Source organism: Vibrio sp. EA2 (assembly GCF_033042495.1).
Taxonomy (GTDB): Bacteria; Pseudomonadota; Gammaproteobacteria; order Enterobacterales; family Vibrionaceae; genus Vibrio.
In genome coordinates this window covers 35,118-46,929 of the sequence record NZ_JAWLID010000012.1, presented here as the reverse complement: position 1 = coordinate 46,929, position 11,812 = coordinate 35,118, and the positions used below count along the sequence as shown (strand labels likewise).

Sequence of the window (11,812 nt, the reverse complement as noted above, 5' to 3'; positions counted from 1 at the left end):
TATTGATTATTAATCAATTAATTGCGAAAGGCTATTGTTGGGTGATAAATGGGATATTTCGTGAATAACTATTTATTAATAGAAAAAGATAGGATGTAAAAACTTCAAAGAGTACTAGCTAGATTAGATATAGTTAAATTAAAAAACAGTGCAATAATTTCCATTCTGTATGGATTATTTTCAACGAGACTAAATTGTTAAAGTTCGTTATTATTAACTCGTTAACGCATCCATTGCTAGGAAGTTAACTTACGCATATTGTTTTTTCATCATTTGCAGCAAATATAATTTGCTGCTTTTTTTTAACAAAAAAAAGATCAAAGCTTGTAATTCAAGCTCTGAACTTTTATTTATACTTAGTGATTCTCTACATTGATAAGTAATACACCGTTTAAAAGTATCGCGTAACCTAGTAACTCTAAGCTTTCCTCAACCAAGTTTTTCACATCTCTATTGTATGATCTCCCCATAAACTCCATCCAAAAATCACCATAACCTGCAAAGCGTGAGAATAAGAAAACAATTAAAAAACCAATCGTTAATGTCATGAAGCTAGAATGAGAAATGAAAAGTTTTACCTCTTTTTTTATGTTAACTATGTTATTAAATCCAAAATAACAGGCCGATATTATTATAATCCAAGCAGGGTACTTCCATGAACCGTGAGAGAAATGCTGCTCTAAGTGGTAGTCCATTTCTCTGACAAATACAACCATAAAAAATGAGGACATCATTACTAATATATGCTTGAGTTCAAGATTTGCCTTAGATTTATACAGACACATTAACGATGAAAAAAGCACAAATGCTATTTGAGTCATTTCTATAAGAGAGTTCTCTGATGTGGTTTTATCCATTTGTACGCTAAAATAAATCGTTGCTAATGTATAAATAACCAAAAAAATAAGATAAGATATTTTATATACTAACAAACTAGTAACTGAGGTGTGTTTTTCTTTAATATGCATCGTAACTTGTATAGATGATGGATTTGTTAGTATTATAAATCAAATATAATTTATATTGAGTGTATTAAGTGCCATTTAGAATGGAACTTAATACACCTAACATTAAAATTCGATGGTTCTTGAATCTGGTTTGATTTAAGTTATTGATTTTTATTTTAATATTTTATTAATTATTAATTTAAACGAAATGGAATCCTCTAGCTTTTATTAAAGTGCTTTTCCCATATTGGTGGTATGCCAATTTCTTCTTGCACGATATCAATGAATGCTCTAACTACCGGTGATTGCTGACGATGTGAGTACATGGCATAAATATCACCAAATTCTTGAGTTTCATATTCTGGTAAAAGTTGAATTAAGTTAGAAGACTCTAGGTTGCTAGGAAGCATAAATTGACCTACAAGTGCTGCGCCCAGACCTGATTTAACGCTTTCAATAATTAGCTCAGCTTCATTTACCATGTATGATCCTGATATTGGGTATGTATCTAAACCATCTACTGTTTTTTTGTCGTAGAATTTAAGTTTATCAACAATAAAATTACCATTTGAATAAATAATAAAAGGTAGCTTAACTAACTCATCAGGCGTTTTTGGGTTACCATATTTTTCAATTAAATTTCGAGAAGCAATAATTGCAGTCGTATTTTTTGCTAATTTTCGTGCTACCATTGATGAATCTCTCATAGGTCCAATTCGAAAAGCAATATCAAAATTACTTCTAATCACGTCTACATGAAGATCATCTAGCATTAGTTCAATACTTGCTTTTGGGTACTTATGTAAAAACTTCTCTATCGAAGGTTGTAGATATAGTTTTCCAAATAGCGTTGAGCTTGAAATTCGTACTTTCCCTGAGGGTTCAGTCTGAAAGTTCTCCGCAATTTGTTGCGTGTCATCAAGGAGTTGAGATATTTGGTCTGCTTTCTCAACTATTTGCTTGCCGACTTGTGTCAATGAAAGAGAGCGAGTCGTTCTATTTAATAGCCTAACGCCTAAGTGTTCTTCTAATTGCTTGATATGTTTAGATAAAACAGAGCGGTCGACATTCATTCCATCTGCTGCTTTTGTAAAAGAGCCTGCTTTAGACACTTCTAAAAGCAGGTGTAGTTTATTCGCTAAATCCACAATGTTTATCCAAGATAAAAATCATCCTATTAGTTTCATGTATAACTTATATATTGTCTAGAAATTATTAACATACTTAATAACAAATAGAAAAAGGGAGCATTAGCTCCCTTTGTATGAGTTTAAATGAATACTTTCTTGATATTTATACTGTTTGACGTTCTTTGTTGCGACTAACCAACATGTAAAAAACAGGTGTTAGTAATAGTCCAAATACCGTTACGCCTACCATACCCGAGAATACGGCAATACCCATTGCTTTTCGCATTTCCGCTCCGGCTCCTGTACCAATCATTAATGGAATAACACCTGCGGTAAATGCAATTGATGTCATTAATATCGGTCGAAGACGTAAGCGACATGCTTCCAAAATTGCTGATAGGCTATCTTGGCCATTGTCTTTAAGTTCTTTCGCGAACTCCACCATCAAGATGGCGTTTTTACACGCTAGAGCAACAAGGACAATCAAAGCAATTTGCGTGAATATATTGTTGTCACCACCAATGAACCAGACGCCTGCTAGTGCAGAAAAAATGGTCATTGGGACGATCAAAATGATAGCGAATGGCAGTTTTAAACTCTCGTACTGTGAAGCTAGCACCATGAAAACTAATAAAACAACAAGTGGGAATATATACACCATCGTATTACCAGCCAAAATCTGCTGGTAGGTTACATCAGTCCACTCATAAGCCATTCCCTCTGCCAGGTTTTGGTCCAGTACTTCCTCAATAGCCGTTTGGGCTTGGTCAGAACTGTAACCAAAAGCAGGACTACCGTTTAGTTCTGCACTAGGGTAGCCGTTATAGTGCATCACTCGGTCAGGTCCGATCGTGGGTATGATCTCCAGTACAGCGCCAAGAGGAACCATTTGCCCGGCAGCATTTCTTACTTTGTAATTAAGTATTTGGTCAGGTTCGAGACGATAGTTCATATCTGCCTGTGCATTCACTTTGTATGTTCTACCAAACATATTGAAGTCATTGACATATAACGATCCTAAATAAACTTGAAGCGCATCAAAAACCTGCTCTAGAGGAACACCTTGCAGCATCGCTTGTTCACGATCTATTTGGATGTCCATCTGCGGCACTTGTATGCGAAATGTGGAATATAATCCCATCAGCTCGGGTCTTGTTGATGCTTCACTTATTACCAAGTTCAATTGCTTGAAGAGCTCATCAAACCCCTTGTTCGCGCGGTCTTCGATTTGAAGCTTAAAGCCGCCAGTAGAGCCAAGTCCTTGGATTGGTGGCGGTGGGAAAATCGCAACGAAGGCTTCATCAATAATTGAAAAGCTCTTATTCAAAGATGCAACAATCGTATTTGCTCCGAGAGTTGGATCATTTCGTTTATCGAAGTCCTCAAGCGTAACAAAAACGATGCCACTATTCGGACTGTTAGTAAAACCATTAACAGATAAGCCAGGGAAAGAAATGGTTTGTGCTACGCCAGGTGTTGCCAGAGCGAGGTTTTCCATTTCTTTAATAACGGACTCTGTTCTATCTAAACTTGCTGCATCTGGAAGTTGGGCGATCGCAACTAAGTACTGCTTATCTTGTTGAGGAATAAATCCTCCCGGAACAGCTTTGAATAGAGAAACCGTTCCACCGAGTAACGCAATGTATACCACCACCACAACAAGGCTAAAACGAATCAGCTTCTTGACCAGAGCTTGATATTGGTTCGAGCTATACTCAAAAATTTTATTGAATGGTGCAAAAACGTACCTACCAAAAACAGTATCTAGGAGCTTGGTCAGACGATCGGGTTTTGCGTTCTTATCTTGTAATAGCAGTGCTGATAAAGCAGGCGATAAAGTCAACGAGTTAATTGCTGAAATAATAGTCGAGATCGTAATTGTTAGTGCGAACTGCTTATAAAACTGACCGGATAACCCTGTGATAAAGGTCGTCGGGATAAACACAGCACATAACACCAATGCAATTGCAATAATTGGCCCGGTAACTTCGGTCATTGCTTGTTTCGTTGCTTCTAGTGGTGCGAGACCATTATGGATGTTCCGCTCCACGTTTTCGACGACGACAATGGCGTCATCGACGACTATGCCTATCGCAAGAACAAGCCCAAACAACGACAGCGTGTTAATCGATACTCCGAGCATTTGCATTACGGCGAACGTACCGATTAATGAAACAGGCACAGCAATGATAGGGATGATGGATGCGCGCCATGTTTGCAAAAACAAAATTACTACGACAACAACAAGTACAATTGCCTCTAGCAGAGTATTAACTACCGCGTCTATCGAGCCACGGACAAAGACGGTTGGGTCGTAGGCTATTTCATATGATACTCCAGATGGAAAGGCTGTTTGTAAACGGTCCATGGTTGAGCGAACCTGATTAGATAGCTCAATAGCATTGGCACCAGGACGTTGGAATACGGGCATCGCCACCGCTGGTTTACCATTTAACAATGCGCGCAGTGCATAAGAATTTTGACCTAGCTCTACGCGTGCAACGTCTTTCACACGTGTCAAAGCCCCAGTGTCGTCAACTTTTACTACAATGTTGTTAAATTCATCAATATTTTCCAAGCGCCCCTTTACGTTTAACAAAACTTGGAATTGGTTTTCATTAGCGGCTGGTTGCGCGCCTAATGAGCCTGCTGCCACCTGTTGGTTTTGAGAGCGGACGGCAGAGACAACATCCATTACGGTTAGGTTTCTAGAAGCGAGCTCATCTGGATTTAACCATAAGCGCATTGAGTACTCATCACCACCGAAAAGGCGCACATCACCAACGCCTCCGAGCCGAGCTATCTCATCTTTCAAGTTTAAATTAGCGTAGTTAGCTAAATAACTGACTTCACGGCTAGAATCTGGAGAATATATATGTACAACCATGGTGAGATCAGGAGAAGCTTTTTCGGCAACAACCCCTAACCGTTGGACGGCTTCTGGTAATCGAGGCAAAGCTGTAGTAACGCGGTTTTGAATTTGAACCTGAGCTTTGTCCAAGTCCGTACCTAAAGCAAAGGTTACAGTCAACGTCATTCTACCGTCACTGGTTGCCTGAGAAAACATATATAGCATGTTTTCTGTACCGTTAATTTCTTGCTCCAAAGGTGTAGCAACTGTTTCTGCGATTACTTTTGGGTTGGCTCCAGGATAGTTTGCAGTAACTACGACTGTAGGAGGGACAACCTCTGGATATTCACTGACAGGCAACTGTAAAAGTGAAATCGCTCCTACTATTAATATCAATAGCGATACCATAGAGGCAAATATGGGTCTTTGAATAAAAAAGTGTGCAAATTTCATTCGGTTGCCTTTTTAGTCTTGAGCTAAACGTTTAATTGGCGACGAGGTTGAGTTTGAAGCCATAATCAACGAAGTGTTGCTAATATCTAGCGTTACATTTTTTGGTGTGATTTTGCTATTGGGGCCCACTTTTGCTGGGCCATTTACCGCAATAATTGAGTCGGCGTCCAAGCCATTCTCAATGGCACGAAATGTTCCGTAACGTTCGCCTAAGGTTACGATACTGTACTGCAACGTATTTTCTTCATTGACTGTTAATACAAAACGGTTCTCTAGATCTGTGCCAATAGAACGTTCTGGAACAAGGACTCGTTCAACTGGTTTGGTTGTAGATATTTGGACTCGGCCAAACGATCCCACTTTTAAGTTTGATTTTGTTGCATCGAATACAGCTCGAACCTGCAAAGTACCAGTGTTTTCGTTGATGGAGTTATCAACAAAGTCAACGCGTCCAAAAAACTCCTGTCCATTTTGTCCAGATAGTTCAAGACGGGTAGGTAAGTTAGAGTCGGCATTGATTGTCGAGAAATAACGGTTCCAAGTTCGTTCATCGACATCAAAGTATGCATATACCTGCTCGTTAGAGACAATGTTTGATATAACGCTTTGATTTGCGTTTACATTGTTTCCTTTGGTAATGAATGCTCTAGAAATAGTGCCGCTAATAGGGGCATAGATCTGCGTAAACTCAAGATCTAACTTTGCGGATTCTAACTGAGCACGCAAAGCCATTAGTTCTGCTGAGCGTTGTTTTACTGCTGTATCACGGGCCTCTGCTTGTTCAGCTGAGATGGCTTTTCGCTTAACAAGTTGAGCTGCTCTCTTTTGTTCGCTTGCTGCTTGTTCTAGCGCAGCTTGAGCACTTTTAACTTGTGCTTCAAGTCGCGAGACCTGAGCTTTGAAGGTTCGATCATCGAGAGTGACGAGTAAGTCGCCTTTGTTGACACTCTGTCCGTCTTTGAACTCGACCGTTTCAATAACTCCGGAAATGCGTGGCATTAAAGAAACCTTCTCTGGTGCTTGAAGTCTCGTTGTAAAGGTGAACCACGACTGAACGGGCTCATAGATGACTTTGGATACATCTATCGTTGGTAAGGGAGTATCAGGTTGTTTGGTTATCTCTTCGTCTGCACAAGCAGCTAAAACGGATAAAAGGCCAATGCCGAAAACTTTCTTTAACATTTGTCGCGCCCTAAATGATTCTGTTCATACTAAAAGGAACGGCATTATATTCATTGTGCCTATGGGTAAATAGGCCCTCAGCGAACATAGAGTAGTGATAAAAATGCACGATTAAATATTGGTCAAAATGCTCACTTTTTGGTTTGAAAAAGGTCAGTTTAGGGTTTTAAAACCGTGGCGTATTGTTAAATGTAATAAGCCATAATAGATAGAAATAACTAAACAGAAGTTAAAGAGAGTGGCGAAATTTCAAGTGTTTTTGATTCGTGCATTATTTGCAATTCACTAATGCAATATGAACCATAAAAATTTGAAATTAATTTTGTAAAATCCATCTTCCATCACATAAAGAATAAAAACTAAATAAGGAATTGTGCAGTGGATCTCGCAAGCCAACTGGAATTACTACTAGATGTCTCTGAGTACGGAACTTTTGCTAAGGCTGCTGACAGAAATCATATAGATCGTTCAGCTTTGTCAAAACAGATCAAAAAGCTAGAGGATGAATTGGGCTTACGGCTATTAAACCGTTCCACGCGTTCGCTATCTCTGACCAATGCCGGTGTTGAGATGGTGGCGCAAGCTAAGAAAGTAAGAGAGGTTCTAACTGAAACTCGCAGTATTGCTGCCACTTTTCAGGATGAACTGAAAGGTCACCTGAAAATATCAAGCTCCACTTTTTTTGGCAGAGCATATTTAAATCAGGCAGTTAAAGAATTTATTAAACAGTACCCAAACATTACCGTAGAGCTGCTGCTCGATGATAATCGAGTCGATGTTATCCACGAAGGTTTTGATGTTGTGTTCCGTATCGGACCAATCCGAGAGTCCAACATGATAGTACGTAAGTTGGCAAGTAATAATATGGCACTGGTTGCATCTAAGCGCTTTATTGAGAAATATGGAACACCTAACTCTCCAGAAGAGCTTATAAAAATGCCAGCAGTAATATACTCCAATACTAACTTTAAGGCGGATAAGCTACGTATAGCACCAAGTCAGTCATCAAAAGACGTTAGAACGTATAATATCAATGGGCAGTACTTTGTTAATGAATCAGAGTTAATGCTCGATGCCGTAAAATCTGATTTAGGATATGCTTTGATAGGGCAGTTCTTTCTTCAAGAGAGTTTGAGTAAACAAGATCTTGTGCAATTACTTCCTGATTACAATCTTCCCGCAAAAGGTGAAATATATGCAATGTATACCCACCGAAATCAACAGCCATTAGCAAAATCATTCATTGATACTGTTCAAAAAATAATAGGAACTCCACCTATTTGGATGAATTATCTCGACTAATATGAGCATTGGTGCATGTTTTTTTGATTCATAATTTGCTTATATTTATCCATAGAATATGGTTGAATTTGCACTTTAAAAATAATTGTCACTGTTCATAATTCCACTCGCATTTAACAACACAAGTAGTGGTAATAAAATGAAAATGACAAGAATGTCGATCGCAATCGCAGCACTTTTTTCTGCAAGTGCTGCAAATTCAGCTGTAGTTTATGAAGACCAAGAATCAGTATTAAACATTCACGGCCGAGCGCAAGGAATGTATTATTTTTCCGATGATAAAAACGCCGATGGAGATAACAGCTACATTCGAGTAGGACTTGCAGGTGAATCAAAAATAAATGAAGATCTTTATGCCTTCGGATTATATGAATTAGAATTTAAGTCTAATCGTAGAGATGCTGATGGGGTTGAAGATGATGAATTTGATATCCGAAAAGGTTACGTTGGAGTTGGTGCAGATTACGGAACAGTAAGTTATGGACGTCAATACGGTGCGGTAACTTTAGTATCTGACTATACGGATATTTTCCCTGAGTTTGGTAATGAAGCTGCAGGCGTTAGTGCGGATCTATACGGTACCGGTCGTTCTGATTCAGTATTTAAGCTAACGACAAACTACGAAGGTTTGAATATTCATGTCAGCTATCAAGCTGAAAACGATGAAGTGTCAACAGATGCAGCCTCTTATGGTGTTGCGGCTGACTACAAATTGCCATATGGCTTCAAAGTTGCGCTTGGTTACAACGAAGGTGAAGGGCAATCAGGTGCAGAAGATGCAGAGCTGCTAACGGGTGCTATTGCATTTGAATACGACAAGTTTTATGCCTCTGTTTTATACAGTGATGGTGAAAACTGGGCTAAAGATGGTTCTGAAAGTAATATTGATTACACAGGTATTGAAGCAGTTGCCACTTATAAAGTAACAGATAAATTTTTGACATTAGTTGGTTACAACAACCTAGAGCGTGATGATGAAGATGTTGTCGATTACTACTCACTAGGTGCAGAGTATGATTTGACTTCTAATTTTAAAGCGTTGGCAGAATACAGAATTACAGATGTAGACAATGAAGACGATATTCTTGCAATAGCTGCGAGATATTCATTCTAAAAATTTAGTAAAAAGCCTGAAATCATTTTCAGGCTTTTTTATTATTTAGTGTGATTTTTATAAGTGCTGTTTTGTCCATATATAATGGATTATGTTGATCGTTACTTGTTAAAATATTTTGGGTATAATTTTTTTGTTAGCTAGTCCACTGCTAGTTTTCATTTTCATATTTTTTGAATTATCTATTTTCCTTTGGCAACAAGACTTATCTTGTTGCCTTTTTTATTTTTAATTTAAGCGTTAAGGAAAATAAAAAACAATTGTCGAGGTTTGGTATAGTCGTCCTTCATAGAGAAGTGATCTCATCTTCAAGTGTCGTCTTTGTTAAAGTGATTTGAGAATCCATATGGCGATCCTAGCTTATGAAAAATGCCAAACAACTAGGTCTAAATGTATCTGAATGAAGGTTAGAAGGATGATTTTTTATTTAAACGATAGAGGTAGGACTTTATACTGCTTATATGAGGAGAGAGTGAGTTGTAAAAAGCAGTCGTTTGAATATTATTAGACACCTTTACTTTCTTAAAATAGGAAGGACTATAAGAAAGTAAAGGTGCTGGTGTTTCTAGTTTTTGCCGCCGTCACTTGTTCTGTAGTGATAATCGAAGTTTATTATTGCACGATATTTCACTTCATCACGGTTAAGTGCGTACTCTTCAACTCTAACCTTACTATCATCGATAGCAATATCACGGGGAAAACCGCTTCCAATGATGCTTAGACGACTTCTAAGTTCATGTTTTGATAGAGTTTGGTATTCATCGACAAGATCAAACGCAGAGCCATAAGCGGCATCTTTTGTCGTAAAATCATTGAGAACAACTTTGTTTGTTGAGTGTTCGACATGAATACCAGCAGTAGCAGATAAACTGAATAATAACAGTGATGAGAGCGTCATTAGTTTTTTCATATAGTCACCTTTTAATGTGTATTACAAAGTCAAGATGTCCAACGAATCCATGTTAATATCTCTCGACAAAGGTGATAATGCCATTATAATAATGTGCTGTACATCACATTATTAACCATTAACTATGGATGATTTGTCAACAATTTAAATTAAGCACTTTTTGCTACTAAAGCATGAGTATCTGCGAGTATATGGGTTGGGTAGGCAAGGTTCTTATTGAGTGGTATTGACGTTGCATGAAGTATAGAGCAGTTAAACTACAAACATAAACTGCACAAGGACCTCGGTCCAAAATCTAACTAAAAGGTGTCTATCAAGTCGGTGGCTATTCATATTATATTAATTTACAAGTCAAAAAATTATTTATAAAATATAAATTTGAGGTAATTTAATTGTTAAGTATTAATCTGAAAATGACCTTCAGATTAATATCACCCATATACCTTACTTTATATAAGGACTAATTGGAGCTAGTATGAAAGAATTGGAAAACATATTGTTTAATATTCGTAGTCTAAGAGCATTTTCTCGGGACCTTACGTTAAATCAGCTTGAAGAAGCTTGCAGCAAGTTAACGACAGTTGTTGAAGAGCGACGTGAAGAAGAGGAAACTTTGCGGGCAGAACAAGTTGAGAAAGAAGCAAAGCTTGCCGCGATAGCAAAACAGATCAAAGAGCAGGGAATTGATGTTAATGAACTTGTCTCGGCACTTTCATTGAAAAAGTCCAAGAGTAAGGGAAAGCGTCAGGCTCGATCTGCTAAGTATAAATACGTTGATGACAATGGTGTAGAAAAGACATGGACTGGTCAAGGTCGTACGCCATCTGTTATCCAAAAAGCACTTGATGCTGGTCAAACATTGGATTACTTTGTTATTTAAATATACAAACCACTTTATAACCATGGTGTCAGTATTGATACGCTGACATCTTCGTCTCAAGTTACTGAGTGGGGTCCCTGAGAACTATCAATATTGTTATATCTGGAATATAAAAATATTGATTTTCATATGTCCTAACATATCTAGACTTCCTATCTCAATTAACCCCTTGATTGACATATTCCACTATTTGTTGTGCACGTTCAATGTTGATGACTACTAAACGTAGTTCAAAGTCAATAAATATAGAATTAAGCACCTCTTTGAACTCTAAAGGAAGACTGACGTTAGAGTGAAAGTCGCTGCATTAATACTGTTATCTTTAAGTCAATCCCAGCTCTATGTGTGTTGCACCTGTGATGAAAAACACCAATACCAGCCAGCGCGAATAAGTGTTAGGTACTGAAGTAACCAAGCTCTGTAGTTGTCATAGGAAGCAGAAGAGCAAGACATCGTATAAAGGCCGCCACGCACTTCGCGTGAAGTCTAATTCTGAGTGTTCTTCTGGTTGAATATTAAAGGTGACTATAGTGAAGAATGTTGTGAGAAGTTAGAGTTCTTTGACCAGATAGACGCTGATTCTGCATTAGAGTCTATATCGAAATGTACGTTAACCTGAACGCCTTCTCGTTCAAATGTCAAATCATCAAAATCCGTCATTGTAAACTTGAAGCCATTACGAGCGAAAAAGCCGTTGACAGAAATAAAACCTTGTGGGTTGTTGCTGTCCTTAAGTGTATTTGGTGAAGCCAAATTAGTTTTGTTTGCAAGCGCCGCGCCCCTAGATTACGTTTCACACGCATCTCAAGGATCAATGATCTCAATTCATCCGTAATTTTAGTATCAGGAGAAGAATGAGGCCGTCTACTCTGGCTTTCGAGACCAGCGATTCCGTCCTGCTTGTATCGATTTGCCCACTTCCGCAATGCTGGCTTAGAAATATCACAACGACGGCATACGAAGCCTGCATCACCGGACTCTTTATCCACTTTAGTCTTTGCTGAATTTCTCTGCCCATAGACTAGACATCCAGTATGGTTGAA

General features: G+C 38.2%; 9 protein-coding genes and 1 pseudogene. 3 read left to right on the top strand and 7 right to left on the bottom strand.

The features are described from left to right. Positions 1–356 precede the first annotated feature (356 nt). The 4 genes from RXX31_RS19585 to RXX31_RS19570 form a co-directional block, all read right to left on the bottom strand. Positions 357–968, bottom strand: a complete 612-nt coding sequence (locus RXX31_RS19585; RefSeq protein ID WP_317591377.1) for a hypothetical protein — start codon at positions 966–968, stop codon at positions 357–359. A 197-nt stretch (positions 969–1,165) separates the two neighbouring features. Beyond that, positions 1,166–2,095 (bottom strand): LysR family transcriptional regulator, encoded by a 930-nt coding sequence (locus tag RXX31_RS19580; RefSeq protein ID WP_317591375.1) that lies wholly within the window; start codon positions 2,093–2,095, stop codon positions 1,166–1,168. Between the two features lie 145 nt (positions 2,096–2,240). Then, positions 2,241–5,381, bottom strand: a complete 3,141-nt coding sequence (locus RXX31_RS19575; RefSeq protein WP_317591374.1) for a multidrug efflux RND transporter permease subunit — start codon at positions 5,379–5,381, stop codon at positions 2,241–2,243. 12 nt (positions 5,382–5,393) lie between these two features. Continuing rightward, entirely contained in the window at positions 5,394–6,563 is a 1,170-nt protein-coding gene (locus tag RXX31_RS19570) for an efflux RND transporter periplasmic adaptor subunit (RefSeq protein WP_317591373.1), read from the bottom strand. 378 nt (positions 6,564–6,941) lie between these two features. Here RXX31_RS19570 and RXX31_RS19565 point away from each other — a divergent pair, with 378 nt between their 5' ends. Beyond that, a complete protein-coding gene (locus RXX31_RS19565; RefSeq protein WP_317591372.1) occupies positions 6,942–7,865 on the top strand; it encodes a LysR family transcriptional regulator in 924 nt (307 codons plus the stop codon). Positions 7,866–8,004: 139 nt separating this feature from the next. After that, positions 8,005–8,979 carry a porin gene (locus RXX31_RS19560; protein ID WP_317591371.1) on the top strand — a complete coding sequence of 325 codons (975 nt, stop codon included), beginning with the start codon at positions 8,005–8,007 and terminating at the stop codon, positions 8,977–8,979. A 565-nt stretch (positions 8,980–9,544) separates the two neighbouring features. Here RXX31_RS19560 and RXX31_RS19555 read toward each other — a convergent pair. Beyond that, the gene (locus RXX31_RS19555; RefSeq protein ID WP_317591370.1) at positions 9,545–9,889 is read right to left on the bottom strand and encodes a DUF3316 domain-containing protein; all 345 of its coding nucleotides are present in this window, start codon (positions 9,887–9,889) and stop codon (positions 9,545–9,547) included. A 475-nt stretch (positions 9,890–10,364) separates the two neighbouring features. Between RXX31_RS19555 and RXX31_RS19550 the strand changes: the two genes are divergently transcribed. Beyond that, positions 10,365–10,769 carry an H-NS family nucleoid-associated regulatory protein gene (locus RXX31_RS19550; protein ID WP_317591369.1) on the top strand — a complete coding sequence of 135 codons (405 nt, stop codon included), beginning with the start codon at positions 10,365–10,367 and terminating at the stop codon, positions 10,767–10,769. A gap of 525 nt (positions 10,770–11,294) precedes the next feature. On the opposite strand, the gene RXX31_RS19545 is transcribed toward RXX31_RS19550, so the two are convergent. Both RXX31_RS19545 and RXX31_RS19540 read right to left on the bottom strand, forming a co-directional pair. Next, a complete protein-coding gene (locus tag RXX31_RS19545) occupies positions 11,295–11,522 on the bottom strand; it encodes a hypothetical protein (RefSeq protein ID WP_411197991.1) in 228 nt (75 codons plus the stop codon). Beyond that, positions 11,474–11,787: pseudogene (locus RXX31_RS19540) on the bottom strand (helix-turn-helix domain-containing protein); the annotation flags it as partial. The gene RXX31_RS19545 and the pseudogene RXX31_RS19540, both read right to left, overlap by 49 nt. Positions 11,788–11,812: the final 25 nt, after the last annotated feature.

What these genes read in the sequence shown, in the direction of transcription:
- RXX31_RS19585 (WP_317591377.1), bottom strand. Translation starts at nt 968, where the DNA reads ATGCATATTAAAGAAAAACACACCTCAGTTACTAGTTTGTTAGTATAT.
- RXX31_RS19560 (WP_317591371.1), top strand. Translation starts at nt 8,005, where the DNA reads ATGAAAATGACAAGAATGTCGATCGCAATCGCAGCACTTTTTTCTGCA.
- RXX31_RS19575 (WP_317591374.1), bottom strand. Translation starts at nt 5,381, where the DNA reads ATGAAATTTGCACACTTTTTTATTCAAAGACCCATATTTGCCTCTATG.
- RXX31_RS19550 (WP_317591369.1), top strand. Translation starts at nt 10,365, where the DNA reads ATGAAAGAATTGGAAAACATATTGTTTAATATTCGTAGTCTAAGAGCA.
- RXX31_RS19555 (WP_317591370.1), bottom strand. Translation starts at nt 9,889, where the DNA reads ATGAAAAAACTAATGACGCTCTCATCACTGTTATTATTCAGTTTATCT.
- RXX31_RS19570 (WP_317591373.1), bottom strand. Translation starts at nt 6,563, where the DNA reads ATGTTAAAGAAAGTTTTCGGCATTGGCCTTTTATCCGTTTTAGCTGCT.